Source organism: Coprobacter tertius (assembly GCF_024330105.1).
Taxonomy (GTDB): domain Bacteria; phylum Bacteroidota; class Bacteroidia; order Bacteroidales; family Coprobacteraceae; genus Coprobacter; species Coprobacter tertius.
Map to the genome: position 1 here is coordinate 26,330 of NZ_JANDHW010000016.1, position 26,270 is coordinate 52,599.

At 39.4% G+C, this 26,270-nt stretch carries 24 protein-coding genes and 1 pseudogene; 14 read left to right on the forward strand and 11 right to left on the reverse strand.

The features are described 5' to 3' along the window. Nucleotides 1-157 precede the first annotated feature (157 nt). Nucleotides 158-1,342, forward strand: a complete 1,185-nt coding sequence (locus tag NMU02_RS12515) for an OmpA family protein (protein WP_255028291.1) — start codon at nt 158-160, stop codon at nt 1,340-1,342. Nucleotides 1,343-1,511: 169 nt separating this feature from the next. Here NMU02_RS12515 and trpA read toward each other — a convergent pair whose 3' ends face one another. From trpA to NMU02_RS12555, 8 genes and pseudogenes are all read right to left on the reverse strand, one after another. After that, nucleotides 1,512-2,288: a tryptophan synthase subunit alpha gene (trpA, locus tag NMU02_RS12520; RefSeq protein WP_255028315.1), complete on the reverse strand. Its 777-nt coding sequence runs from the start codon at nt 2,286-2,288 to the stop codon at nt 1,512-1,514. Nucleotides 2,289-2,321: 33 nt separating this feature from the next. Beyond that, a pseudogene (locus NMU02_RS12525) lies at nt 2,322-2,903 on the reverse strand (phosphoribosylanthranilate isomerase); the annotation flags it as partial. Then, a complete protein-coding gene (gene trpC / locus NMU02_RS12530; protein WP_255028292.1) occupies nt 2,900-3,691 on the reverse strand; it encodes an indole-3-glycerol phosphate synthase TrpC in 792 nt (263 codons plus the stop codon). The pseudogene NMU02_RS12525 and the gene trpC, both read right to left, overlap by 4 nt. Nucleotides 3,692-3,718: 27 nt before the next feature. Continuing rightward, the gene (trpD, locus tag NMU02_RS12535) at nt 3,719-4,714 is read right to left on the reverse strand and encodes an anthranilate phosphoribosyltransferase (RefSeq protein ID WP_255028293.1); all 996 of its coding nucleotides are present in this window, start codon (nt 4,712-4,714) and stop codon (nt 3,719-3,721) included. 40 nt (nt 4,715-4,754) lie between these two features. Next, nucleotides 4,755-5,324 (reverse strand): anthranilate synthase component II, encoded by a 570-nt coding sequence (locus NMU02_RS12540; RefSeq protein WP_255028294.1) that lies wholly within the window; start codon nt 5,322-5,324, stop codon nt 4,755-4,757. Nucleotides 5,325-5,351: 27 nt separating this feature from the next. Further along, entirely contained in the window at nt 5,352-6,758 is a 1,407-nt protein-coding gene (locus NMU02_RS12545) for an anthranilate synthase component I family protein (RefSeq protein ID WP_255028295.1), read from the reverse strand. Between the two features lie 5 nt (nt 6,759-6,763). Next, a complete protein-coding gene (trpB, locus tag NMU02_RS12550) occupies nt 6,764-7,957 on the reverse strand; it encodes a tryptophan synthase subunit beta (RefSeq protein WP_255028296.1) in 1,194 nt (397 codons plus the stop codon). A gap of 355 nt (nt 7,958-8,312) precedes the next feature. Then, nucleotides 8,313-8,792, reverse strand: coding sequence for an SPOR domain-containing protein (locus tag NMU02_RS12555; RefSeq protein WP_255028297.1), 480 nt, complete (start codon nt 8,790-8,792; stop codon nt 8,313-8,315). Nucleotides 8,793-9,047: 255 nt separating this feature from the next. Between NMU02_RS12555 and NMU02_RS12560 the strand changes: the two genes are divergently transcribed. From NMU02_RS12560 to ettA, 12 genes are all read left to right on the forward strand, one after another. Then, nucleotides 9,048-9,551, forward strand: coding sequence for a YbhB/YbcL family Raf kinase inhibitor-like protein (locus NMU02_RS12560; RefSeq protein WP_255028298.1), 504 nt, complete (start codon nt 9,048-9,050; stop codon nt 9,549-9,551). Between the two features lie 138 nt (nt 9,552-9,689). Continuing rightward, nucleotides 9,690-9,902, forward strand: a complete 213-nt coding sequence (locus NMU02_RS12565) for a multicopper oxidase domain-containing protein (RefSeq protein ID WP_255028300.1) — start codon at nt 9,690-9,692, stop codon at nt 9,900-9,902. Nucleotides 9,903-10,251: 349 nt separating this feature from the next. Further along, on the forward strand, nt 10,252-10,491 hold the full coding sequence (locus tag NMU02_RS12570; protein ID WP_255028301.1) for a cupredoxin domain-containing protein: 240 nt from the start codon (nt 10,252-10,254) through the stop codon (nt 10,489-10,491). A gap of 329 nt (nt 10,492-10,820) precedes the next feature. Next, complete coding sequence (locus tag NMU02_RS12575) at nt 10,821-13,229, forward strand: TonB-dependent receptor (protein ID WP_255028302.1); 2,409 nt, start codon at nt 10,821-10,823, stop codon at nt 13,227-13,229. A gap of 11 nt (nt 13,230-13,240) precedes the next feature. Beyond that, nucleotides 13,241-14,464, forward strand: a complete 1,224-nt coding sequence (locus NMU02_RS12580; RefSeq protein ID WP_290427148.1) for a DUF4374 domain-containing protein — start codon at nt 13,241-13,243, stop codon at nt 14,462-14,464. Between the two features lie 10 nt (nt 14,465-14,474). Further along, complete coding sequence (locus tag NMU02_RS12585; protein ID WP_255028303.1) at nt 14,475-15,608, forward strand: PepSY-associated TM helix domain-containing protein; 1,134 nt, start codon at nt 14,475-14,477, stop codon at nt 15,606-15,608. Nucleotides 15,609-16,848: 1,240 nt separating this feature from the next. Further along, nucleotides 16,849-17,277, forward strand: a complete 429-nt coding sequence (ruvX, locus tag NMU02_RS12590; protein ID WP_255028304.1) for a Holliday junction resolvase RuvX — start codon at nt 16,849-16,851, stop codon at nt 17,275-17,277. Next, on the forward strand, nt 17,274-17,828 hold the full coding sequence (gene def, locus NMU02_RS12595) for a peptide deformylase (RefSeq protein ID WP_255028305.1): 555 nt from the start codon (nt 17,274-17,276) through the stop codon (nt 17,826-17,828). Before ruvX ends, def begins: the two co-directional genes overlap by 4 nt. A gap of 45 nt (nt 17,829-17,873) precedes the next feature. Then, on the forward strand, nt 17,874-19,421 hold the full coding sequence (locus tag NMU02_RS12600; protein WP_255028306.1) for an acyl-CoA carboxylase subunit beta: 1,548 nt from the start codon (nt 17,874-17,876) through the stop codon (nt 19,419-19,421). 33 nt (nt 19,422-19,454) lie between these two features. Beyond that, nucleotides 19,455-19,781, forward strand: a complete 327-nt coding sequence (locus tag NMU02_RS12605) for an acyl-CoA carboxylase biotin carboxyl carrier protein subunit (protein WP_255028307.1) — start codon at nt 19,455-19,457, stop codon at nt 19,779-19,781. A gap of 224 nt (nt 19,782-20,005) precedes the next feature. Then, on the forward strand, nt 20,006-20,236 hold the full coding sequence (locus NMU02_RS12610; RefSeq protein WP_255028308.1) for a hypothetical protein: 231 nt from the start codon (nt 20,006-20,008) through the stop codon (nt 20,234-20,236). Between the two features lie 166 nt (nt 20,237-20,402). Then, the gene (gene ettA, locus NMU02_RS12615) at nt 20,403-22,091 is read left to right on the forward strand and encodes an energy-dependent translational throttle protein EttA (protein WP_255028309.1); all 1,689 of its coding nucleotides are present in this window, start codon (nt 20,403-20,405) and stop codon (nt 22,089-22,091) included. 102 nt (nt 22,092-22,193) lie between these two features. Here ettA and NMU02_RS12620 read toward each other — a convergent pair whose 3' ends face one another. The 3 genes from NMU02_RS12620 to rsfS all read right to left on the reverse strand — a co-directional run bounded on the left by NMU02_RS12620 (nt 22,194) and on the right by rsfS (nt 25,623). Next, nucleotides 22,194-23,012 carry a phosphatidate cytidylyltransferase gene (locus NMU02_RS12620; RefSeq protein WP_255028310.1) on the reverse strand — a complete coding sequence of 273 codons (819 nt, stop codon included), beginning with the start codon at nt 23,010-23,012 and terminating at the stop codon, nt 22,194-22,196. Nucleotides 23,013-23,178: 166 nt separating this feature from the next. Next, complete coding sequence (gene ftsH, locus NMU02_RS12625) at nt 23,179-25,227, reverse strand: ATP-dependent zinc metalloprotease FtsH (protein ID WP_255028311.1); 2,049 nt, start codon at nt 25,225-25,227, stop codon at nt 23,179-23,181. A 36-nt stretch (nt 25,228-25,263) separates the two neighbouring features. Then, nucleotides 25,264-25,623, reverse strand: coding sequence for a ribosome silencing factor (gene rsfS / locus NMU02_RS12630; protein WP_255028312.1), 360 nt, complete (start codon nt 25,621-25,623; stop codon nt 25,264-25,266). A 219-nt stretch (nt 25,624-25,842) separates the two neighbouring features. Here rsfS and NMU02_RS12635 point away from each other — a divergent pair, with 219 nt between their 5' ends. After that, the gene (locus NMU02_RS12635; RefSeq protein WP_255028313.1) at nt 25,843-26,208 is read left to right on the forward strand and encodes a DUF3127 domain-containing protein; all 366 of its coding nucleotides are present in this window, start codon (nt 25,843-25,845) and stop codon (nt 26,206-26,208) included. Nucleotides 26,209-26,270: the final 62 nt, after the last annotated feature.

A 26,270-nucleotide genomic window follows, 5' to 3' on the forward strand; every position in this document is an offset into this window, starting at 1 on the left:
ATATAGAGTAATTTAAGAGCACGTAATAAATATTATATAAAGAAAAATAATTATATTTGCAACTTGTTGATATTTCTAAGGGGATAAAACCGATAGGAGAATTTGCTGATTGCTTAATATTTGAATGATTATTACTTAATTAATATTTTTAATTATAATGATTAGAAAGACTCTACTGCTTGTATTGCTGGCAGTTCTGCCGCTTAGTTTGTTTGCTCAAGATCAGGCCGAGCAAAAATCGGTAATCGGTAACGATAAATATTCTGTTTATACCAACCGTTTCGGGGATAACTGGTTTATGAGTGTGGGGGCAGGTCCACAGGTATATTTTGGAGAAGATGATTCCGAAGGACCTTTCGAGAAGCGTATATCTTCCTCTATCGATATCGGGTTCGGTAAATGGTTTACTCCGGGTCTGGCACTGCGACTGCAATTTAGCGGAATACAAGCACGAGGATGGGGGTATGAAGGGAAAGAAGCATATTTGTATGGTAACCCGAACAGTAAAGGACTTTATCGCCAGAAATGGAATATAGGATATATTCATGGTGATGTAATGTTTAATCTCACCAATCTTTTTTGCGGATATAGAGAGAATCGTGTATATAGTATCATCCCCGTTATCGGTTTTGGTTGGCTGCATACCACCGATTGGGCCGAAAGACAATATTTCGGTTTCAATTTCGGGTTACTTAACCGCTTTCATGTATCAAAAGCTTGGGACATTAATCTCGAAGCCCGGGCTATGATTACTACGGCGTCGTTTAGCGGAACCCGGGCGGGAAAGACCGGTGGTGACGCTATGTATGCTTTAAACATAGGGGCTACTTACTATTTTAAAACAAGAGGTTTTACCAATCGACCGATTGTAAAAGAAGGTGTTTCGTATGAGGAAATGAAACGTGTACAGGATAAATTGAAAGAACAAGAAAGCCTGAATACTAATTTGCAAAGCGAATTGGCCGAAGAAAAAAGTAAACCTCCAGTGGTTAAAGAAGTTGTAAAGGTGGTGAATAGGCAAGAAGTTACGGTTCCCCGTATTATTTTCTTTACGATCAATAAATCTACTCTCACTTCGAGAGAGAAAGTAAATATTCGGTACATAGCCGACGAAATAAAATTGAATACATATAAGACTTATACGATTAAAGGCTATGCTGATAATGCGACCGGTTCAGAAGAATATAACCGAAGATTGAGTCAACAAAGGGCCAAAACAGTATATAATGTATTGGTAAATGACTACGGAGTAAATGAAAGCCAGTTGAAAATCGAGGCTAAAGGCGGAGTGAATAAAATGTACGAAAGTAATGCGCTTACTCGTATTGTCATTGTTGAATAAAGTGTTGATTATATAATAAATGCAGACGATATTGCTTTACCGATATCGTCTGTCATTTTTAGAGAAATATCATTAAATAGAATTCAATAGTTATAAATGTTATTTGATATATAACGCTTGGAGAATTTATAATCTTACGGGCATTATATGTTTGTTTCACAAAGATTATTTATTTCCTGCCGATGAGGCGTAACAGTTCAGATACCGCTTCTTTGGGTGTTTCTTTTTGCCCCAAAAGCTCTACGAATTTACTTCCGATAATAGCTCCCGACGCATTATGGCATGCGGCATCAAAAGTTTCTTTGTTGGAAATCCCGAACCCGATTAATCTCTGATTGCGTAGTTGCATGTTTTCAATACGTTTAAAATAAGCTTGTTTTGCTTCGTTGAACGATTTTTGTGCTCCGGTTATGGCTGCAGAAGAAACCATATAGATAAATCCGTCGGTATGTTCATCGATAAAACGAATACGTTCATCACTTGTTTCGGGAGTAATAAGCATGATAATACGCAAATCGTATTTATCGGCGATCGGTTTATAATTTTCGAGGTAATCTTTAAAAGGAAGGTCGGGAATGATCATCCCGTTGATTCCTCTTGCTGCACAATCCCGACAGAAATTTTCAAATCCGTATTGCATGATCGGGTTAAGATATCCCATCAGAATGATTGGTATCGTAATTTCGGACCGGATGTTTTCGAGTTGCTCGAATAGTTTATGCAGAGTCATGCCGTTACGTAAGGCATCTGTAGCAGCTGCTTGTATGACAGGCCCGTCGGCCATCGGGTCGGAAAAAGGAATTCCTATTTCTACCATATCTACGCCCTGATGCTGTAATTCTCGCAATATATGACGGGTATCTTCGAGGTGAGGATAGCCCGCAGTAAAATAAACAGAAAGAATATTGCGGTCCTTTAAATTGAAAAGAGAGTTAATGAGGTTCATATCTTTATTATTTTTTAGGTGCTGTAAAAATATTCGAAGTTTATCGATCGTTTTCAATCCCGGTTTTTCTTCAAACCGACTATTTAGGTCGATCCCTGCAAATTTCGGATGGGAAAATGCCCTGATTTTATGTTCGTCTCCGGGGCCGATACCTCCGCTTAGCAAAAAAGGAGTATTTCCTGTATAGCTTTCGAGTATCGCCCAATCGAAAGACTGTCCGGTTCCACCGTAAGCGGGAGAGGCGGTATCGAATAAAAAAAAGTCGCAATGCCCTTCGTAAAGTGCTGTAATTTCGAGGTCACGAGAATTTTTTATCGGAAAAGCTTTAATAACTTTCAATCCCGCAGATCTGATATTATCGCATAACCTTATCTCCTCTTTACCGTGTAATTGAATGAATTGAAGGTTATATTTTCGGGCGGTTTCGAGAATGACCGAAAATGTTTCATTGACGAAAACACCTACTCGTTTTGTATGACGGGGTAAATATTCGGGAAAATGTTTAACAAAACGAGGAGAGCGATCGTAAAAAATTAGTCCTATCAGGTCGACTCCCAGTTTTTCGACTTCCCGAATATTTTCACCTCTCTGCATGCCGCAAACTTTCAATATCATACTGCCATTTGAGTTAGTTGTCCGATAAAATTTGCAAGAGCCGATTGCGGATCTTCATGTTTCATAAAATTTTCTCCCATCAGGAATCCTTCGAAACCGGCCTGTCGAAGGCTAAAAACTACATTGGGATCGGATATCCCGCTTTCAGAGATACATAATGCCGATGAAGGTAAATGTTTTATCATTTCAAAAGAATGATCAATTTTTGTCTCGAATGTCGTGAGATCACGATTATTGACACCAATCATATCGGCTTCGCAATCTGCGTAATCGAGTTCGGCGATATCATGTAGTTCGAGTAGTACTTCGAGTCCTAACTGATGAGCCAAAGTTGCAAATCGCTTGCATTCTTTTCGGGAGATGGCCGAGGCAATAAGCAATATTGCGTCAGCTCCTATAGCTTTAGCTTGATAAATCTGATACTCGTCGATAATAAAATCTTTACGTAATAAGGGTATTTTTACTTGTTGGCGTGCTTGAACGAGATCGCCCGGCATACCACCGAAAAATACTTCGTCGGTAAGGATCGAAGAAGCGGCGGCTCCGGCTTTTTCATATCCGGTAACAACATCGATCACATTTGCGTGTGGGTGTATCCATCCTTTCGATGGAGAACGCCGCTTAAATTCTGCAATAATTCCCGATGCCGATTCTCTAATCGATCGACTCATCGAGAAGGTTTTACGTTGAATTTGCTCCGATTCGAGAAGTAATTCGGTGCCGAACGCTTCCTGTTGGCGGATAATCTCTTTTTTCTTTTCCGAAATAATCGTATCTAAAATATTCATAGCTCTTGTATATAAGAATTTTATTTTTTAACTGTTGAGCGAACAGAACTTACGGAATGTATTCAGGGCTTTTCCACTTTCGAGCGATTCTCTCGCAATATCGATACATTCTTCTATCGTTTTATGATTATCGATTACCTGAATTGCAAACGCTGCGTTGGCTATTACACAATCTTTACGGGCTTTCGAAGCCTCATTATTCAATACTTTATCGAAAATACCGGCTGCTTCGGCTACTGTATCTCCTCCTTCAAGATCATTTTCCGATGCTTTTTCAAATCCGAGACTTTCGGGGGTATAGATTTTTTCATTATCGGGAGTAGCGACTTTAAATTCGGCTGTCAGGGAAATCTCGTCGTAACCGTCGAGACTGTGCACTACTGCAAATCGGGTTTCGCTTTCTTGCAAAGTATAGCTGTAAAGGCGCAGCAAAGGCAGATTGTAAACCCCTAGTAGCTGATAACGAGGGATTGCCGGATTTACCAATGGGCCGAGCATATTGAAAAATGTACGTACCCCCAATGCTTTACGGATAGGAGCGACCGCTTTCATTGCCGGATTGAACAGAGGCGCATGCAGGTAGGCAATGCCACAGGTGCCGATACTGTGTCGCAAGCGGTCGATATCGGCTGTGAATTTTATTCCGTGCTGTTCCATTACATTACTGGCACCGCTAACCGAGGTAGCTCCGTAGTTCCCATGTTTTACGACGGTATATCCGGCTCCGGCAACGACGAAACAGGCTGCTGTAGAAATATTAAAAGTATTTTTACCGTCACCTCCGGTACCGACGATATCGATAGGATCGAATTCGGACAGATCTACCGGATTACGCATATCGAGTAAAGCGTCACGGAATCCGATAAGTTCTTCTACCGAAATACTTCTCATCAGGAATACGGTAATCAGTGAAGCGATTTGAGCATCGTTGTACTTCCCTTGCGTAATGTTTTGCAATATAATTCTTGCTTCTTCCCGACCCAAATATTGATGTTCGAATAATTTATAGAGTATATCTTTCATTTTCATATTTTTTTAATGAATGGAGAAATAACGGTCGAGGTCATGATTTCAACCAGTTATTGATAATATCCTTCCCTTGAGGAGTAAGTACCGATTCGGGATGAAATTGTATTCCTCTAACATCATATGATTTATGACGTAAAGCCATGATCTGGCCTTCGGCACTTTCAGCAGTTATTTCGAGGCAATCGGGAAAGTTATTCCGAGATACTACCCATGAATGATATCTACCTACCTGAATTTCCCGAGGTAAGCCTGCAAACAGATTATTATCTCTTGAAATATGTATCGTAGATTGTACCCCATGATATACTTCAGTCAGATTCTCGAGAGTGGCTCCGAAGACTTCGCCGATAGCTTGATGCCCCAGACAAACTCCCAATATACTTTTTGAAGACGCGTAACGTTCGATAAGCGGCAGCAATAATCCTGCTTCATTAGGAATACCAGGACCCGGTGAAAGAATGATTTTTTCGAAACGATCTATGTCTTCTAACGTGATACGGTCGTTGCGGTGAACTTCCACATCGGTTTCTCCAAGTTCTTTTACCAGATGAAATAAGTTATATGTAAAAGAATCGTAATTATCGAATATGAGTATTTTTTTCATTGTTGAATCGTTTAGAAAAATGGTGAATTAATTTTTGAGAGAGACCGCCATATCGATCGCTTTTTTTAAGGCTCCCAGTTTGTTGTTTACTTCCTGTAATTCGTATTCTTCTTTACTGTGGGCGACGATCCCTCCGCCTGCCTGAAACCAAAGTTCGTTATTGCGGCTGACGAAGGTACGAATCGTAATTGCTTGGTTGAGGTCACCGTTAAATCCTATAAAACCGATACATCCTCCGTATGCACCTCGGTTATGTGGTTCTATTTCGGAAATCAGTTGCATTGCTCTTACTTTGGGAGCCCCCGATAAAGTACCGGCCGGAAAAGTGTCGATAAAAGTTTTTATGGCATCGTTTCCTTCGTTGAGTTGTCCGCTCACTCTCGAGACCAGATGTATTACATGACTGTAATATTGGGGTTCTTTGTAAAAGACGACATTTACATCGTGGCAGTTGCGGCTGAGATCGTTGCGGGCCAAATCGACCAGCATTACATGCTCTGCATTTTCTTTCGGGTCGGCCAGCAGTGCCTCGGTAAGGTCTTTATCTTTCAGCGCGTCTCCCGTTCGTTTTGTTGTTCCTGCAATCGGGTCGATAGTTGCGGTTTTGTTTTCAATTTTGCAATGGGTTTCAGGAGAAGATCCGAAAATACGGTAACCTCCGAAATCGAAATAGAAGAGATAAGGAGACGGATTGATAGAACGCAAAGCGCGGTAAACTTTAAAATCGTCTCCCGCAAAGGGCTGAATAAAACGACGGGATATGACAATTTGGAATACGTCGCCCCGAAGACAGTGGGAGATTCCTTTGCGAACGTTCGACTTATGCTCTTCATCCGTCACCGTACTGTGTACAGGCCCGGTGAGAGAAAAATCATAGGATGCGAAGTTCCGGTTTCCGATGACCGACTCGAGATAATCCAGCCGGCTGTTTTCATTTTCTCCGAGCATTTCTACCAAAGTAAGTTCGTTTTTAAAATGATTGAAAACGATGATGTATTTGTACAAAATATAAAGTAAATCGGGAGCGTCGTTGCGCTCGTCATGACTTTCTTTTACCGGAATATGTTCGAAATATTTTACCGCATTGAAGGTCGTATAACCGTATAGGCCGCACACAGAACTGTCTTTTCCCATAACTTTAAAACGAGACATAAAACGGCCGATCGCTTTTTCTACCGTGTTTTTGTCATCTATTTTCTCTTCATTACGAGTATTATCGGGGTAAACAGTCGTACATATACCGCTGTTTACACCAATACTTGCCAGCGGGCAAAGCGCTATAAATGAGAGGCTGTTCTCTCCGGCGTGGTAATCGGAACTTTCCATAAGAGCCGATTGCGGGTATATATCGCGTACCTTCAGGTAAATGCTTACCGGCGTATGCAAATCGCCGAGAACTTGTTTGCTGTTTGTCGTATAAGTATATGTTTTCATTGTTCTTATTCAGTATCGGTTTGTAATTTCTGTATATAAGTTTCCATATCTTTATCGCCTCTTCCCGATACGGTAAGTACGACGATATCGTCGTACTTGAATTTTAATTTTGGCAGTGTTCCCAAAGCATGAGCCGATTCAAGAGCGGGAATAATGCCTTCGATTCGGGTTAGTTCGAGAGCTGCTGCCAGTGCTTCGTCATCGTCGATAGCCAAAACGGTGGCCCGGTGTTTTTGTGCCAGATTTGCATGTAACGGGCCGATTCCGGGATAATCGAGGCCGGCGGATATCGAGTAAGGCTCTTCGATTTGTCCGTCATCGCTTTGCATCACCAATGTTTTGCTTCCATGAATGATTCCCAGTTTGCCAAGTTGAATGGTAGCGGCCGAGAGACCAGTCGTGATACCTTTTCCTCCGGCTTCAGCCAGTACTATTTTAACTTTATCATTATCGAGATAATGATAAATTGTTCCGGCAGCGTTGCTACCACCTCCTACGCAAGCGATAAGGTAATCGGGGTAATCCCGGCCTTCTTTCTCGATAAGTTGTTTTTTTATTTCTTGGCTGATGACCGATTGTAATCTCGCAACCATATCGGGATAAGGGTGTGGCCCTACGGTAGATCCTATAATGTAATAAGTGTCTGAAGGGTGACAGCACCAGTCGCGAATCGCTTCATTAGTAGCATCTTTCAGTGTCATATTTCCTGAAGTAACCGGACGTACCGTCGCACCGAGCATCTGCATTTTCTGTACGTTGATGTGTTGGCGTTCTACGTCGGTTTTCCCCATATATACGATACATTCCATATTCATAAGGGCACAAACTGTAGCGGTGGCGACACCATGTTGTCCGGCTCCGGTTTCGGCGATTATCCGTTTTTTACCTAACCGTTTAGCAAGAAGTATCTGTCCTATGGTATTGTTTATCTTGTGAGCACCGGTATGGTTCAGGTCTTCTCGTTTGAGGTAGATGCGACAACCGTATTTTTCAGAGAGTCGGCCGGCCAGATAAAGGGGGGAAGGGCGACCTACATAATCATGTAGTAGTTGATCGTATTCCTTTCGGAACGATTCGCTTTTAATGATTTTCAAATAATTATTTTTCAGGTTTTCAACGCATGCATATAATATTTCGGGGATATAAGCTCCTCCGAAATCTCCGTAAAAACCCGATTTGTCTACTTGATAGTTATTCATATTTTTGTTTTTTAATTTCATCACAATAAAAAAGGCCTGTCGTGTTCGACAGGCCTTTTTCAGTTTCATTATACTGTTTTTAGTTATATACATATAGGCTGCTTCTCACGACTTTGTAAGTTGTAAGTAGCGCCACCAATAAGTATTTACTAAAATTGTTCTCATTTTATTTGCTTTATGCGTACAAATGTATGTATTGATAGAATAAAAACAAACAATTACACGAAAAAAAATGTGAAATCTTTTAAAATCCTTTTTCCCTATATAATAATGTGTATTTCGATAAAATTAATGAATAAAAAAGTCTGTCTCCTGAAAAAAGAGCAGACTTTTTTATATTACCGATATAAGAAAATTATTCGTTAATGAGTAACCAGGCGTCGTCGAATTTGTTATATCGAGCCTTTACGCTTTCCCGTAGATTGGTCGCCGAAGGTCTGTCATCGAAACTGCCCACGATTACACGATACATGCCTTGAGCATTACGTACTACAAAAGCATTATATCCATCGGCTACAAGCTGTTGAGTAAGTCCGTTTGCATTAGTCTGTATTGTGAAACTACCTACAACGACATTGAACAATTTCAGTTTAGAAGCGTCCCCCGAATTAACGGTCGTAATTTTTTCGCTGCTTACCCGTACTGTATTGTCGGCAGCATTGTTGTTGGTTACCGGTTTGGTAACAACAGGTTCGGGAGCAGGAGTCGTTTCGGCTACCGTTTTTTCCTGAGCTTTTTCGTAAGCGGCTTTGTATGCGCTTTCTTTGGCTTTACAGGAACCCATGCCTACAGCAATGGCAATGGCCGAGATAATCAATAACCAATTCTTTTTCATACTTAAAATTTATTTGTTTGTTATTTAATACCTTCTTGCGTAGGCTGAAAAGCCTCACGATTGAGAGGCAAATGTACAAAATAAACAATATATTACCCTGTTTTTATCAGAGTTTTTTGAACCATTCGTTTCCGGTATTAAACAAAATTTTATAGACCGTACCCGTATTTTGTCTTAGGTAGCTTTTGTGAGGGATAAACTAAATGGGGCTGAGGTTGTTTTCAATGTGTGTATAAATAAGATAAAACGGGTATTATGGATGTGAAAAACGAACGGAATTTTACGCTTATCGCTCCCCATGTTAAAGGACAGGCACAGGTTTGGCAATTATTTGATGGGAATAAATGTGCAGGTATGAATGTATCTCCTATGTTGTCATGGAAAGACGCTCCTCCCGAAACTTGTAGTTTTGCGGTTACTATGTATGACCGGGATGCTCCCTCGGGTAGCGGTTGGTGGCATTGGATAGTTTACAATATTTCTTCGATGGTATCGGGGTTACCCGAAAATGCTGGGAATCCGCAGTTAAATCTTTTACCCGAAGGAGCATCGCAAGGGTTGAATGATTTTGGTCTTCACGGTTATAGCGGTCCGTGTCCTCCCAAAGGAGACGGTATACACGAATATATGATTACCGTATATGCTTTAAGTGTATCTCATATCGATTTACAAACCGATTCTACTCCTGCTTCTATCGGGTTTCAAATACATGCCAATACAATCGAAAAGGCTTCGGTCGTAATGTATTATAGCCGTTAAGATATAATTGGGGAGTCTGTTTCGGATAGATTATACGGCTGTACATATGAATAAGACTTTGTTATATATTTTGGTTGCTATCGTATCTGTGAGCCTTCAGGATCAGAAAGTCGTAGAATATGATTTTATGTAAAAGATATGTTGGTAAATTATACGGGTAAGATATGCAAAGCGCTTGCGGTAAACGGTCGTATACCTGCCCCAGTTCTTTATTTTACCAAAGGCGATACGGCACTTATACGAGTACATAATCTTCTCGATCGTATGACTTCGATCCATTGGCACGGATTGTTGTTTTCGGTCGAGCAAGACGGTGTACCTTATCTTACAACTGCAACTGTAATGCCCTGAATGACTCATATTTAAGTTCCCGATTATACAGAATGGTACTTTATTGGTATCATTCTTATGCCGGCTTACAAGAAGGCGTTTATGGTGCTTTTGTTATTCATAAGTGATAAAATGATACGACTTTACGGGAAATAGATGCGATACTCGATTATTATTGGGAAACGATATGACAGGGGTATTTAAAGACGAAATTATTGAATGAGTGGAAGTGCGTGGAGGCCATGGATGTAAGCTGTGTATATTATAATTTTTTTCTTACCAACGGTCGTAGAACCGACCCCTTGAAATCGTTTATAGCCGAAGATAAAATCAGATTGAAAATTATAAACGGTGCATTTTCTACCTATTTTTGCTGAGGTTTTCGGGAGGTAAAATTACGGTTATCGCTAATGACGGGAAAGAGGTGCACCCAGTATCGGTACATCGTATGATTATCGCAGTTTCCGAAACTTACGATGTTGTAGTTACATTGCCTGAAAATATGTCGTATGAATTTCAGGCAACGGCTGAGGACCGTAGCGGAACGACATCATTGTGGCTTGGAGAAGGGATGCCGATATCTTTGTCGCCTCTTCCGAAATTGAATTAATTTGCCGGTATGAAAATGAGCTGAATTACTAAAGATATTGGCGTTGTCTTAAAAGAAAAATATTATAGGTAACAAAATTTTTGGAAATTATTAATTGAATTTTTTGCTATTTTTTTGTTTGTCGAGTCGGCTATTACTACTTTTTTAACTGAAAAATAGTCGATTACGATTTTTGTTCATTTCTTGTTTATTATAAGCACATTTTATTATTTCTCGATTACGAATTTTTACCGAATTATATGTTTCCTGATGTTAAATACCTAAATATGGTTATTGTATAGGAATTTATGCCTCTCTATTTTTGTGTGCGGTTTTAAAAGGCATTATGAATGAAATATATATTCAGAAATCTAACAATATTTTCAATCTTTATTCTTGCTTCGGTATTTTCTTCGCATGCAACCGATTTTGTTTCTGTACGTTATGGGGTTATAACGGGGCGTATTGTCAATAAAGATAAAATAGCTGTATATCCTGCGGTTGTGAGAATTGAAGGTTTTTCTATCGGAGACGATGCCGATGAGAACGGTGTATTTTATATTTCGGGCGTCCCCGAAGGAGAACATATCATAATTATCTCTGGAATAGGGATAAAATTGAAAAAAGTAACGGTAAATGTGGTTGCCGGAAAAGAAAATCAGGTGGGAGATCTTGAGGTGGAAAGTTCCGATCATTCTTTGAGTGAAGTAACCGTACTTGGTAAATCGGAGGCACGCCGCCAACAGGAACAGGCATATGCTGTTTCTGTACTCGATCTGAAAAAAGATTATAGCGCTGCGATTCCTCTTAATAAACTATTGAATACGGTATCGAGTGTACGAATCAGAGAAGACGGAGGAATGGGGTCGAATTATAACTTCAGTCTGAACGGTTTTTCCGGGAATCAAGTAAAATTTTTTCTTGACGGAATTCCAATGGATAACTTCGGATCTTCGTTTAATTTAGCCAATTTTTCAGCTAATATGGCTGATCGTGTAGAGGTGTATAAAGGAGTATTACCTGTAAATTTGGGTAGTGATGCCTTAGGAGGTGCCGTAAACATTATTTCACGTAAAGACGCTAATTATATAGACGCAACCTATTCTTTTGGTTCATTCAATACGCATCGGGCAGCTGTGAATGGTGCATATACTGCTAATAACGGATTTACAGTACATGCTAATGTTTTTTATAATTATTCTGATAATGACTATGAGGTATATGTTCCGATAGTAGACTTGAATACAAATAAAAAAATGGAGGAACGTTGGGTGCGGCGTTTTCATGATGCCTATTGGTCGGTTGGTATGCGATTCGAAACAGGAGTGACCGGTAAATCATATGCCGATTATTTGTTGGCAGGTATAATATATTCTAAAAATGATAACGATGTACAGACGGGGGCTACTATGGACGCTGTTTATGGGGGAGTAAAAGCAAAGAGTTCTTCGATAATTCCATCTGTCAGGTATAAAAAAGACGACTTGTTCGTCGATGGTCTTTCACTTTCTATATATGGGACGTATAATGTTGTCGACGCTTATAATACTGATACTTTAAAAAGACGTTATAACTGGTTGGGAGAATCAATTCCTTCTACAACAGCAGGTGAAAGGTATTATACTGATGTAAAAATTAAGAATCGGGAATGGCAGGGAAACGGTAATTTGAATTATATTATCAACAGTCACCAGTCTTTGATGTTAAACTATATTATTACATCGATGGGACGGCGTTCTAACGATAAAGTCCATCAGGATGATCCGATGAATAATATTCCTCAGCGGCTTACTAAAAATATTACAGGCCTGGGTTGGCAAATCAGATATGAACGATGGAACGCGAATATATTTGGGAAAATGTATCGTCTTTACAGTTCGGCTTATAAAAGAGTAGATGAATATACCGAAAATGCTCGATGGATACAGGCTCAGGATAGGAAAACAAATTTTGGTTATGGAGCAGCGGTAACTTATTATATTTTAAATTCTTTACAGGCTAAACTATCATATGAACAGGCTTATAGGCTTCCGGAAGCGGTAGAAATGTTCGGGGACGGTTTGATACAACAGCGTAATCCCGACTTGAAACCGGAGAATAGCCGGAATCTTAATATAGGTTTGGAATTCAATAAGATTTTCAATGTACATACTATTTTTGCCGAAACAAATTTTATTTTTCGAAATACCAAAGATTTTATTCTTAAAGCGGTGAGTCTGACGAGTAATCCTACGACCGGATATGATAATTTGGGTAAAGTGCTTACGCGTGGGGTAGAAGGTACCTTGCGTTATTCATTTAAAGAGTTGTTTTATATCGGAGGAAGTATATCATATCAAGATATTATCGATAATAAAAAATATGAGGAAATAGATAATAGTTATGTTGGCGGAATAACGGAAAATGTTACTTACAAACAGCGTTTACCGAATATCCCTTATTTGTTTGCTAATGGGAACATTGGTTTTCTGTTTCGAAATATTGGTTGGAAAAATACGGCTTTGACAATTGATTATCGGCTGAATTATGTTCATGAGTATTTCCTTTCTTTTCCGGGATTGGGATCGAAATCTTCAAAAAATATTATTCCCGAACAGTTTTCGCATGATATTTCGGCCGGTTATAGTCTGGCAGGAGGTCGTTACAGTGTTGTTGTAGAATGTACTAATTTGAACGACCGCAAACTTTATGACAATTTTCGTCTGCAAAAACCGGGACGTGCTTTTAATGTAAAACTCAGATATTTTTTTAATAAGTAAATATAAATAATATGAACAAGTTATTTTCGATTATTATGGCTGGTTATTTGGCTGTAAGTTTGGTTTCTTGTGAGGATAAAGAAGGATCGGGTGGAAAAGAAATTGCAAATGCTCCTTATGTTCTCAGTCTGGGTATAACCTCTAATGGCAATACCGCTTATTATGTGGTAACGACCGATGATTTGATGAAAGGAACGATAAGTGCTGCTAATAATAACGGTCTCGAACAAAATGGTTATCGTGATTATGAACAGGGGGGCCAGACTATTTATAGTATCGGTGGTTTAGGTGTTACCAATGTTATAGGAATTGTCAGAGGACCTGATGGCTTCCTTCATGAAAAGGGTGATTTTGTATTTAATAATACTTTGAATGCTTTTACTTCTGTCGATGGAAACCAGATGGTAGGTATCGAAGTACCTGGAAATAAGCAGAGCGGTGATAAACTCACGTTCTATACAGTAGATAATAATTCGGTTGCGATAACCAAAACCGTAAATACGACTCCTGTTTTTCCGATGGATCAGAATGAGTGGCCATCCATTTCGGGAATGTGCTACAGCGATGGGAATATATATGTTACTTATTTTCCTATGAGTCCTGTTACTTACGAAACAGCTTATATGGATACAGCTTTTGTCGCGGTTTATTCCTATCCTGAAATGACATTCAAGACATTGATGAAAGACCGGCGCATCGGCCCTGCCGGATCATGGAATGCTTTTAACGGTATTTTTAAGGTGGAGTCGGGAGATATGTATGTGATGGGTAATTCTGCTATCGCTAACGGTTTTTCACAGAGTGGTACTACACATGCCGGTTTTATACGTATTCCCAAAGGTGAGACCATGTTCGATGGTTATCATTTCGATTTCGAAGCTGCGACAAACGGTCTTAAACCGGCACATATTAAATATGTAGGTAACGGAATCGTGTTTGCAGAGGTAAGTACTGTAAATCCGCAAACGGCTGCCGACCGTTGGCTCGACAGGGATTTGAAATGTTGTATTATCGATCTCAATAATAAAACAGTAACCGATGTCGAGGGTATACCTGTCCATAATGGAAATGGGGGACGTCGTTTTAGCGTTTTGGTAGACGGTGGCTATGTTTATTGTCCGGTTACGACGAGCGAGGGTACTTATATTTACCGTGTAGATCCTTCGACGGCTAAAGCAGAAAGAGGGGCAAAAATTGCCACAACCTTTGTAGCAGGATTCTTCCGTTTGAACTGATTAGAGGAAAATGCGGTTGACTTTTCGTAACATTTGTACAAAACTGCACTTGTGGCTGGGGTTGTTATCGGGGATTGTGGTTTTTATCGTCTGTTTCACGGGGGCGTTATATGTCTTCAAAGACGAGATTACTGCCACTCTCGAACCCTGGCGATTTGTCGTACCTCGGAAAGTTTCCGTATTGGCGCCCTCTCGCATTATTCCTGTAGCCAATAATGCGGTGGGAAATGATAGTCCTACAGCAATTACTTACGGTGAAGATTACGATGCAGTATCGGTTGATTATTTTTGTTCCGATAGGTCGATGAAAACCGTTTTCATCGATCCTTATGAAGGAACAGTCATAAAAAAGGTTGTACGGCAGACTGATGATTTCGATTTTTTTCGTTTCTTGCTCGATGGTCATCGCAGATTTTGGTTACCTTGGAATATCGGGAGACCGGTAGTAAATTATTGTGTACTGATATTTTTTGTAACGCTACTTACAGGTCTTGTATTATGGTGGCCTTGCAAATGGACACGGAAAACAGTTGTGTCTCGGTTTACAATGAAGCCTCCTTTCAAAGGGTTTCGGCTTAATTTCGATCTGCATAACGTTGTGGGATTTTATGCCTTGTTACCACTTGTTGTTTTATGTTTTACCGGGCTGATTTTCGGTTTGAGTTGGTTTAGCAGGGCTGTTTATTTCGTTTCATCAGGAGGTAAACCGTTACAAGAATATCGTTTGCCCCAATCGGATATGTTACAGATGAAGGAAGCGACAGAAAACAACCTCGATTCTCTTTATTATATTGTCAAGAAAAAGGATCCTTCTTCTGTAAATTTTTATTTTGCTCTTCCCTCTACTCCGGTTGGTATATATCGGGTTAGTGTCGTACATGAAAGAGGGTCATATTATCGTACCGATAATTTGTTTTTCGATCGTTATACCCTACAACCTTTGCAAGGAACAGGACCGTATGCCGGGAAATATACCGAAGTTTCGGCTGCCGATCGGTTTCGTCGTATGACACTCGACATTCATAACGGTCGTATTGGGGGTATTCCGGGGAAAATACTCATGTGCTTTGTAAGTTTTGTAGGAGCGTCACTGCCAATTACCGGATTTGTGATATGGGTGAAGAAACGACACAGAAAAAAATAAATGTTTGATAATTAGGCAGACGGTACCGATAACAGATTCCGTCTGCTTTTTATTGTTTAAATATTACAAATATTTTTTTGTTCGGATTGAGTTTTCTATATTCTAAGAGCGTCTTTATAAATAAAGTGTTATTTACTAAATTTGCTTTAGTATTTCTGGAAAGGAAAAGAAAACGTTTCACCTGTCGATTTTTGAATTTGTAAAATATAATTTCCTTTAGGAAGATAAGAAGTATCGATGTCCTTTTTTTATCAATAGCGACGGCATGTTTTTTTATCAGTTTTCCGTTTGTATCGATTATTGAAACGGAAGCGGTATATTTTTTACTATTGTCTTTTATGAATAATTTATTTTTTGCTTGCTTAGGAAATACCGATATAGAGTGATTTTGTTTTTTCAACTTTTTCTTGGGAAAGGTTTGCGGAGATATCAGGTCACTTATCACAGTCCCGAAATGATTCGAAGCGGTAATATTAAATCCGTCATTGGGAGAGGTAAAAAATAAATTATCACCATAATAATATCCCCAAGTTTGCACTTCTCTGGTCTTTTCGCCTCCGGTAAAAGCTGTTACGGTATATTTACCTTCATGAGGTGCCGAATAAAGAGTTTCTTTAATTTTAAATTCTACCGCATAACTTCCGGAAGAGGATTGCTGTATTTTTAAAATATCAATTACCGGTTTATCGGGCGAAAGATAAAGATTTACCGGTAGTTTTACTTTTGATTTGTTGTTTGTTTTGAAATTTATTTCACATACGACTTCTGCCTGAATTAATTCAGAATCGGGTAGTTTTACCCATTCCCAATATTTATTAGGTAATCTGATTTTTTTGAATGTAATATCTGCAAATTGAAACAGCTCGCAGGTTGTTGTTACAGAACTATAATAGAACTACCGACAAGAATACTTTTAATTAAATGGGTGCGTTTTTTGCTTCAGAAGGTAGAAGATAAATAAACCGATCGTATCGTTTATAAAAAAGAAAAGGTTGTCATCTCGACAACCAATCTTCATTAACCTTAAATCTAATACCATGAAAAACACAGTGCAAATATATAATGTTTATGTTATAAAACATAATTATGAAGCATGAAATTTTTATTTTTAGTATTATTTAACGATATGATCCCAATTTATCAGTAAGCATCAATTTAAAAGCTCTGTAAGAGGAGATTATGATAAAAAAGGATGTATAAAGGGTAAATATATCGTATTTTCGTTATCTTTGTCCAGATTATGGCAAGAATTTTATCGATAGACTTCGGTCGAAAACGTACCGGAATCGCAGTGACCGACTCCATGAAAATTATCGCCAGCGGATTAACTACGGTGGCTACGTCGGATTTGATTGATTTCCTTACAGACTATTTCGGTAAAGAACCGGTAGAAAAGGTCATCATCGGTTTACCCAAACAGATGAATAATACACCTTCTGAGAACATGCGTTTTGTCGAATCTTTTGTAGCCCGTTTTAAGAAGTGTTTTCCGCAAATGAAGATCGAATATTTCGATGAGCGTTTTACTTCAGCTTTGGCACACCAAGCGATGTTATCGGGCGGATTGAAGAAAAAAGACAGACAAAATAAGGAGTTGGTTGATGAGATAAGTGCTACGATTATATTACAAGATTATTTGGAAAGTAGAAAATATAAAAATTCGTTATGATATTACCTGTTTATCTTTATGGACAACCTGTTTTAAGAAAAATTTCGCGGGATATTACTCCCGATTATCCGGGTTTGTCAGAATTGATAAAAAATATGTTCGAGACGATGTACCAATCTGATGGAATCGGGCTGGCCGCACCGCAGATCGGTCTCGATATTCGTTTGTTAGTTATCGATTTGGATGTGCTTTCAGATACTTATCCCGAATATAAAGATTATCGTATTGCGATGATTAATGCGCGTATTCTCGAAAGAGAGGGTGAGACCGTGCGCCGCGAAGAAGGTTGCCTGAGTTTGCCGGGTATACATGAGTCGGTTCCTCGGCAGGAAAAAATAAAAATTACGTTTCTCGATGAAAATTTTAACGAACGAACCGAAGTTTTTGAAGGGTATGTAGCTCGTGTAATACAACACGAGTATGATCATCTCGAAGGAAAAATGTTTATCGATCATATTTCTCCTATTCGTAAACAGCTTATTAAATCGAAATTAAATGCTATTATCAAAGGGAAAGCTCGTTGTGATTATAGGGTGAAAACGGTAAAATGACAGATATCGAACTTTTTTAATTAACATACAACAATACAAGCTATTATGACTTCATTACAGAAAGACATCTTGGAACTGCGCGAGAAAAAAGCGCTGGTACAGATGGGTGGCGGAGAGGCTGCTATTGAGAAGCAAGAGGCTATGGGTAAGCTTACTGCCCGTAATCGTATCCTTGCACTGTTGGACGAAAATTCATTTCAGGAATATGATTTATTTGTAGAACATGAAGCCCGCGGGTTCGGGATGGAAAAGAAAGTACTTCCCGGAGACGGTGTTATTACCGGTACCGGAACTATCTTCGGTGCTCCAGTGTGTATTTATGCTCAGGACTTTACAGTAGCCGGCGGTTCGCTGGGATTGATGCATGCCCGTAAGATCACTAAGATTATGGACCATGCCCTGAAAATGAAAGTGCCCATTATCGGTATTAATGATTCTGGCGGTGCTCGTATACAAGAAGGGGTAGGTGCATTGGCCGGTTATGGAGAAATATTTTATCGAAATACGATCGCGTCGGGTGTAATTCCGCAAATCTCGGTAATCCTCGGTCCTTGTGCGGGTGGGGCAGTGTATTCCCCGGCATTGACCGATTTTGTATTTGTAGTTGAAAATATTTCAAAGATGTTTATTACTGGCCCGAATGTAATAAAAACAGTATTGGGAGAAGAAATATCTATGGAAGATCTTGGTGGTGCTCGTGTGCATGCTGAAATTACGGGTAATGCCCATTTCTATGCTCAAAGTGAGCAGGAATGCTTCGAACAGATAAAAAAATTGGTAACTTTTATTCCCTGGAACAACCGGGAACGCGCTCGTACTTTTGAACCGAAAGAACCGATGTTCGAAAAGACGGTAAATGATATTATCCCTTCCGATCCGAAACAGCCTTATGATGTTCGCGATATTATCCGTTCGGTGGTGGATGATTCTGATTTCTTTGAAATTCAGGAACTTTGGGCTGCCAATATTGTAATCGGTTTCGGGCGTATTCATGGTGAGACAATCGGTTTTGTCGCTAATCAGCCGATGGTAATGGCTGGAGTACTCGATTGTGATAGTTCTGATAAAGCAGCTCGCTTTATCCGTTATTGCGACTCGTTTAATATTCCTATCGTAACTTTCGAAGATATGCCTGGGTATTTACCGGGTGTAGATCAGGAACATGCCGGGGTGATACGCCACGGAGCTAAAGTATTATATGCGTATTCTGAAGCTACCGTGCCTAAAATTACTATTATTTTGCGTAAGGCTTACGGCGGAGGTTATATCGCAATGAACTCACGTCATTTGGGAGCTGACTTTGTTTTTGCGTGGCCAAGTGCCGAAATTGCCGTTATGGGGCCTGAAGGTGCGGCTAATATCATATTCCGCAAGGAAATTATGGAAGCTGAAGATCAGGATGCTATGAGACAAGCCAAGGTGAAAGAATATATCGAAAAATTCGCTAATCCTTATGTGGCTGCAGCAAAAGGATATATCGATGCTGTTATAGAACCGCGGGAAACCAGAGCTATTTTGAAACATGCTCTCGAAGTGGCTAAGAATAAAGAAGAATCGAGACCGACTAAAAAGCACGGGATTCCACCGTTCTGATCTGTTTTTTTAAGTTTATTAAACAAGAAAAAGATGGAACAAGATAAGAAAAAGCTGGTCGACTTTGCTGTTACGGCCCGTAAATATAAGACTACATTAACCCAGAAGTTTATCGATCGTCCGATATGGAAGAAACCGGTGGCAGGAGAAGTGCGTTCGACACTTCCCGGTACAGTTGTTTCATTAGCTGTAAAAGTCGGTGACAAGATAAATGCGGGAGATTTGTTGTTGGTACACGAAGCGATGAAAATGCAAAATCGCATATTGGCTCCTGTTTCGGGTGTTGTTTCTGAAATTCCTGTACAAGAAGGGGAACATCTGACAAAAGGAGCTTTGATCCTGAAGATTGAAGAAGAGTAATTTGTCTTTTTAGATATAAAATACTTCATTATTAAAAAAACTCGTTATCGGAAAGATAACGAGTTTTTTGTCTTTTGAAGTGTAATTTATACCGATTATTGTAATGGTATATAAAGATATGTCGAAGTGTTTTTATAATTTATAAATGTGTATAAAGGATTAATCCATAACGTGTTATTCTATGTTTTAATAGAAAACTTCTATTAATTAAAAACTATTTTATTATGGCACTGAACACTCCAGATGAAGGAAAACTGACTACCGCCATCGAGAAACAAACCTCGAAGGTTCCTTCCGGTTGCTATCTTACGGCTGCTTTATTGGCAATGGCCGCTTCGTTGACTCTGAAATGTTTTAAGAGGGGACGTTCCGCTCTGTTTGTCGGACAATGGGCAGCTCCCTTTTTGATCATGGGCTTGTATAATAAGATTGTGAAAACGAATGGTCATGATTGAGCGTTCTCGAAATGATTTTATTTGTGGAATCTCCGGAGTCTAAAACTCCGGAGATTTTTATTTTCTGACTATTCTTAATTATTTGTGAAGGGATAAGGGGAGTCTTTTTTTTATTCGGATAGCTTTTGTTATATTTGTACAAAATGACAAAATAGTTGAAAAATATATGGCAGACGATAAGAAAATTATTTTTTCTATGGTAGGGGTAAGTAAAACTTTTCCTCCCCATAAACAAGTATTGAAAAATATTTATCTCTCGTTTTTTTACGGAGCTAAGATCGGTATTATCGGTCTTAACGGATCAGGTAAATCTACGTTGTTAAAAATAATTGCCGGCATCGAAAAATCGTATCAGGGAGAGGTCGTTTTTTCTCCCGGATATTCGGTGGGATATCTCGAACAAGAACCTAAGCTCGATCCGGAGAAAACTGTAAAAGAGATCGTGCAGGAAGGAGTACAACCTATACTCGATATTTTGACTGAGTATGAGGAGGTAAATATGAAATTTGGTGATCCAGAAGTATTGGAAGATCCTGATAAAATGGAAGCATTGATGAATCGTCAGGCTGAACTTCAGGATAAAATCGATGCTTCGGATGCTTGGAATCTCGACAATAAGCTGGAACGTGCCATGGATGCATTGCGGTGTCCACCTGAAGATCAGCTTGTAAAATCACTTTCGGGGGGAGAGCGTCGTCGGGTTGCTTTATGCCGTTTGTTGTTGCAACAACCCGATGTTTTATTGCTTGATGAACCTACCAATCATCTCGATGCTGAGTCTATCGACTGGCTCGAACAGCATTTACAACAATATCCCGGTACAGTAATCGCAATTACTCACGATCGGTATTTTCTCGATCATGTAGCTGGTTGGATTCTTGAACTCGACAGAGGAGAGGGTATTCCTTGGCAGGGAAATTATACGTCATGGCTCGAACAGAAGACCAAGCGTATGGAGATGGAGGAAAAACAGGCTAGTAAACGACGTAAGACCCTCGAACGAGAACTTGAATGGGTGAGAATGGCTCCTAAAGCCCGTCAGGCAAAAGGAAAAGCTCGATTAAATTCTTATGATAAGTTATTGAATCAGGATCAGAAAGAACGGGAAGAAAAATTAGAAATATTTATCCCTAATGGTCCCAGATTAGGGAATAAGGTGATTGAAGCTAAGGGAGTTGCCAAGGCTTATGGGGATAAGCTATTATTTGATAATTTAAATTTTATGTTGCCTCCTAATGGTATTGTAGGGGTAATCGGCCCGAACGGGGCAGGAAAGACAACATTGTTCAGATTGATAATGGGGCAGGAAAAAGTGGATAAAGGTGAGTTTGATGTAGGCGAGACAGTAAAAATAGCATATGTAGATCAAACTCATAAAGATATAGATCCTCAAAAAAGTGTTTATCAGGTGGTTTCTGGTGGTCAGGAGCTGATACGTATGGGGGGAAAAGATATTAATGCCCGGGCTTATCTTTCTCGATTTAATTTTACGGGTGCCGATCAGGAAAAACTTTGTGGCGTGCTTTCCGGAGGAGAACGTAACAGGTTGCATCTGGCAATGGCCTTAAAGGAAGAAGGAAATGTTCTTTTGCTCGATGAGCCGACCAACGATATCGATGTAAATACTTTGCGGGCTTTGGAAGAGGGGCTTGAAAATTTTGCCGGTTGTGCTGTTGTGGTATCCCATGACAGATGGTTCCTCGATCGTATATGTACACATATTCTTGCTTTTGAGGGAGATTCCGAGGTATTTTATTTTGAAGGAGATTACTCTGAATATGAAGAAAATAAACGTAAACGTATGGGTGACGTTGAGCCGAGGCGGGTGCGTTACCGAAAATTAATAAATGATTGATGGATCTATTGATTGCGCGAAGGCCTTTAAAAGGTTTTCGCGCTTTTGTATATATTGCGAGCTTTCTTTTTTGAAGAAGCTTTTTGTTGGGATGATGAAAGTTTAAGCGATGAATATTAGATAAATTACAGCAGCAGGTGATGCGAGCAATACACTATCGAATCGGTCGAGCATTCCTCCGTGTCCTGGAAGGACATTTCCCGAGTCTTTTACATGTATAGTCCTTTTAAGTAAAGATTCGCATAAATCTCCGAATGTTGCGGAGATACAAACGGTAAGTCCGAAACCTAACCATTGAAGAGGAGAGAGAAAGGTAAAAAATAAAGAAAGTACATATGCACTCAATAGACAGAATCCCATTCCTCCGAAAAATCCTTCCCATGATTTTTTAGGAGAAATACGTTCAAACAAACGGTGTTTTCCAAAAGTGCATCCGATCAGATAAGCACCTGTGTCGTTCAGCCATATGAAAATAAAAAATGAGGCCAGCCCCCATGCGTTATAATCTCCGTGTTTAAAAGCGATAAGGCTGAGTAGTGAAAAGGGAAGTGCAATGTAGATTTGTCCCAATAAAGTGTTGGCCCAGTTACGAATAGGATCGGGGCGTTTTGCATATAGCTGTGCAATAAAAGTATATAAAAGATATAATAGATAAGGTGAAAAAAGTCGTCCGTGAGAAATATCTGATCCCGATGCAGCTATAAATACAGCGATAAAAAGATAAATACCTCCGGCCAGATCGGTGATATAGTTTACCGTAGTTTCTTCCTTTTCTTTTACAAGCCGGTAGAATTCGATGAGGGTAAAACCGGTAATTACAGCAAAAAGTACTGCAAAACTCAATGGCTTATATAATATAGCTCCTAATAAGATAATTACAAATAAAATTCCAGTAACGGCTCGGACGATAAAATTTCTCAAGGCAGTAGTTTTTTATGTGTTATATATAACTAAAGTCGATCGTGGGTACAAAGATATTAAAATTTTATTTTTTACGACTATAATGTTTCAGGTGTCGAAAGTAGATATGAAAAACGTGATATACTTTAACTTTAATCAGTATATCACGTTTTTATAAAATATCGGTTTATTTTGTTTCGTTTGTCTCTACTGTATTTTCAGAATTTTCAAGATTTGTTTCCGATTGAGTCTCTGAAGTAATAGCTGTTTCCGTTTTTGAACTATTTTCTTCGTTTTTCCCCTCCTTTTCGTTATCGTCTTGTAGAATTTCTTCCGACCGAGAGGCCCATTGTCGTTTTCCGAAAATACGTTCTACATCTTCAGTAAAAATTACCTCTTTTTCGATAAGAACTGAAGTGAGTTCGGCATGTCCTTCCGATTTTTCGGTCAGTATTCTTTTAGCCCGGTCGTATTGCTCTGCAATAATGCGACCTACTTCATCGTCGATAAGTTTAGCGGTATCTTCACTATAAGGTTTGGTAAAACCATAGTCTTGACCGGTAGAATCGTAGTAACTTAGATTCGGTAATTTATCGCTCATTCCAAAATATACGACCATTGCGTATGCTTGTTTGGTGACACGTTCCAAATCGTTGGCTGCTCCGGTAGAAATCCTTCCTAAGAATAATTCTTCTGCAGCGCGTCCGCCCAAGGTGGCACACATCTCGTCGAGTAATTGTTCTCGTGTGGTAATTTGCCTTTCTTCAGGCAAGTACCAGGCAGCTCCCAGAGCTTTACCTCGAGGTACAATAGTAATTTTCACCAACGGATTGGCATATTGAAGAAACCAACTTAAAGAGGCGTGACCGGCTTCGTGAATGGCGATTGACCGTTTTTCATCGGCTGTGGTAATTTTAGTCCGTTTTTCAAGCCCTCCGACGATACGGTCGACTGCATCCATGAAATCTTGTTTTTGTACATAATTTTTGCCTTTACGAGCGGCGATCAGTGCAGCTTCGTTGCATACGTTTGCAATATCGGCACCTGAAAAGCCCGGAGTTTGGCGGGCAAGTAAATCGATATCTACCGAGTCGTCGATCTTTACATTGCGTAAATGTACTCTGAAGATCGCCTTACGATCGTTCAGGTCAGGCAGTTCTACATAGATCTGACGGTCGAACCGCCCGGCACGTAATAATGCCTTATCGAGGATATCCGCACGATTGGTAGCGGCGAGTATGATAACACCGCTGTTCGAGCCGAACCCGTCCATTTCTGTCAAAAGTTGATTCAGTGTATTTTCCCGTTCATCATTAGAACCCATATTGGGATTTTTACCACGAGCACGTCCTACGGCATCTATTTCGTCGATAAATACGATACAAGGAGCTTTCTCTTTTGCCTGTCGGAATAAATCGCGTACTCGGGATGCTCCTACACCCACGAACATTTCTACGAAGTCTGATCCTGATAATGAAAAGAACGGAACATTTGCTTCGCCTGCAACAGCTTTGGCCAGCAATGTCTTACCGGTTCCCGGAGGGCCTACTAGTAAGGCTCCTTTAGGTATTTTTCCTCCCAGTTCAGTATATTTATTGGGGTTTTTCAAGAAAGAAACGATTTCTTCCACTTCTTGTTTGGCCTCAGATAACCCGGCTACATCTTTGAAAGATACTTGTACCGGTCCTTCTTTATCGAATAATTGGGCTTTGGCTTTGCCTACGTTAAAAACTCCGCCTCCGCTGCCTTGGTTAGACATACGCCGCATGATGATAAACCAAAATGCGATTAGCAACAATATCGGACCGAAAGACCATAACATATCTCCGAAATCGCTGCCTTTTTCGTATTTTACTTCAGCATGAAACCCATTTTCTTGTTTCCATTTTTCAATGGCTTTGTCCAGAACTTCGGGAGAAGCTATGTTGGTATAGATTTTAGGATTCTTGCCGATCTTATCAGAACTTGTCTTAAATATTTTTTGTGCGATACTATCGGTAATTATGGCTTCTACATTATCTTTATTGGTGTAAACCGTCATTTGAGTGATACCCCCTTCTTTGGCAATTTTCTCAAATTCAGTCCAGTTAACCTCTTTAGAAACCGAGCCGTCATTCATATAATACAAGCCGATAAGCAGTAACGCTATCAACGAGTACATCCAATAAAGGCTGAATTTCATAAATTTTGGTTTTTTAGGGCCTTGAGGGGAAATAGGATTAGAATTATTGTCCATATTTTGTTATTTGTCTTTTTTTAATATATGCAAAAATCATTCCGCATTAGGAATTACTGACAATTTGGCATCGTTCCATAATTGTTCCAGTTTATAATATTCTCGATGTTCAGGCAAAAATACGTGTACATATATGTTTCCGTAATCCAAAACGATCCATTGTGAGTTTTGGTAACCATCGTACGCAAACGGTTTTATTCCGGTGTTTTCCCGTACATATTCCCGTACGCTGTCGGCTATGGCTGTCACTTGCATGGTTGAACCGCCTTCACATATAATAAAGTATTGAGCTGATGCCGATTCTATACGACTTAAATCTGCTACGACTATATTTTTACCTTTTTTTTCCTGTATTCCTTCTGTTATTTTCTTTAATAGTAATTTACTGTTTTCCATTTAATCCTTTTAATTGTTTTGCAACATCTTCAATTTGCAAATATAGTTCGTTTTCAGTATAGTGTTTATCTATAAATGTGATTAATTTTTATATTTAATTAAAAGAGAACACGAATGTGGTCCGATTGTTTCCTGTTTTTTAGAAATCTTTTCTTCGAATATTGATTGCGGTCAATTTTCATTATCTTTGTCGTTCGACAATAATTTAAAATTCAAATAATGGAAATAAGAGGAAAGATTTTTCAAGTATTACCCTTACAGAGTGGTGTAAGTCAATCGAGCGGACGTGAATGGAAAAAACAGGAATATGTACTCGAAACCAATGACCAATATCCCCGCAAAGTTTGTTTTCAGCTTTTCGGCGATCGGGTCGATCAATTTCCGGTAAGTGTCGGTGATGATGTGGTAGTATCTATAGATATAGAAAGTCGAGAATATAACGGACGTTGGTACACAAATATCAGTGCTTGGAAAATCGATAAAGTGGGAGATATGCCTCCGATGCCTGATGTTTCGATTCCGACATCTCCGGTAGATTTTATGCCTTCCGGCTCCGATCAGTCGAATGATGATCTGCCTTTCTAATTTTTTTACTAATCCATATTCATTTGTTTATATATAGAATACCAGCTAATTAACAAGATATG